The sequence below is a fragment of the Leucobacter sp. M11 genome, from assembly GCF_035726885.1.
In the GTDB taxonomy this organism is placed as follows: domain Bacteria; phylum Actinomycetota; class Actinomycetes; order Actinomycetales; family Microbacteriaceae; genus JAPFRB01.
In genome coordinates, this window is the sequence record NZ_JAPFRB010000002.1 from 224,487 (window position 1) to 225,597 (window position 1,111).

General features: G+C 75.8%; 1 protein-coding gene. It reads left to right on the top strand.

The window, feature by feature from the left end; genetic code table 11:
• Nucleotides 1-95: 95 nt before the first annotated feature.
• Nucleotides 96-1,111: zinc-dependent alcohol dehydrogenase family protein (locus tag OOT08_RS05280; RefSeq protein ID WP_325091525.1), on the top strand; the 1,016-nt coding region annotated here is incomplete at its 3' end.

Sequence of the window (1,111 nt, forward strand, 5' to 3'; positions counted from 1 at the left end):
AACCGAGGGATACGGTGCAAGACCCCGACAGGGCACGACACCGGGCGGACCGCCGACCCCGGGCACGGCCCGGACACAGGAAAGGTGAAGAGCGCATGACCGAGACGGAGCCGCGGCGCAGCCGGGCCGCGAGACGAGCCGCGGGCACGATGCTCGCCGTGATCGCCGAGCGCCCGGGACCGCTCAGCGCGGTCCTCCGCCTGCGCGAGGTCCCCGTGCCCGGGGAACCCGCGCCGGGTCAGGTCGCAGTGCGGATGCTCCTGAGCACCGTGAACCCCTCGGACGCGGTCACGGTGTCCGGGGCGTATCCCTCGCGCACCTCCTTTCCCTTCGTGCCCGGCTTCGAGGGGATCGGCGAGGTCGTCCGGGTCGGGTCGGGCGTCCCCGCGGCGCTGCTCGGGCAGCGCGTGCTTCCCCTGGGCAGCGCCGGAAACTGGCAAGAGATCAAACACCTGGAGGCCGCGTGGTGCGTCCCGGTCCCGGACGACGTCAGCGACGAGGCCGCGTGCTTCGCGGCGATCAACCCGCTCACGGCCTCGCTCATGCTGGGCCGCTTCCTCGTGCCGGGCGTGCGCCGGGTGCTCGTGACCGCGGCCGCCTCCGCCATCGCCGGGCACCTCGCCGAATTGCTTGCGGCCCGCGGCGTCCTCGCGGTTGGCACCGTGCGCGGCGGGGGCCGAGCCGTTCCCCGACCGGGGCACTGGGCCGCCGTGCTGGACACCCGGACCCCGGGCTGGCCGGCCCGCGCGATCGCGGAGCTGGGCGGCCCGCCGCAGCTCGTGCTCGACGCCGTTGGCGGGCCCGGAGGGGGCGAGCTTAGCCAGCTGCTCGCGCCGGGCGGCGTCCTCGTGCTCTACGGGCTGCTCTCCGGGGAGCCGCTCCCCGCCTCCTGCTTCGCGGGCACCCGCGGCACCCGGACCAAGCTGTTTCGGCTCCGGGACACCCTGCACGGCACCACTCGGGAGCGCCTGCCCGCGTCCTTCGGACCGGTCTTCGCGCGGCTCGCCGCGGGCGGGCTTGCGACCGCCGTCGGCGAGCGCATCGGCCTCGACGACCTGGTTTCGGCCCTCCGCCGCCGAGCGGGAGCCGCCCCGCCCGGCAAGCTCCTCAT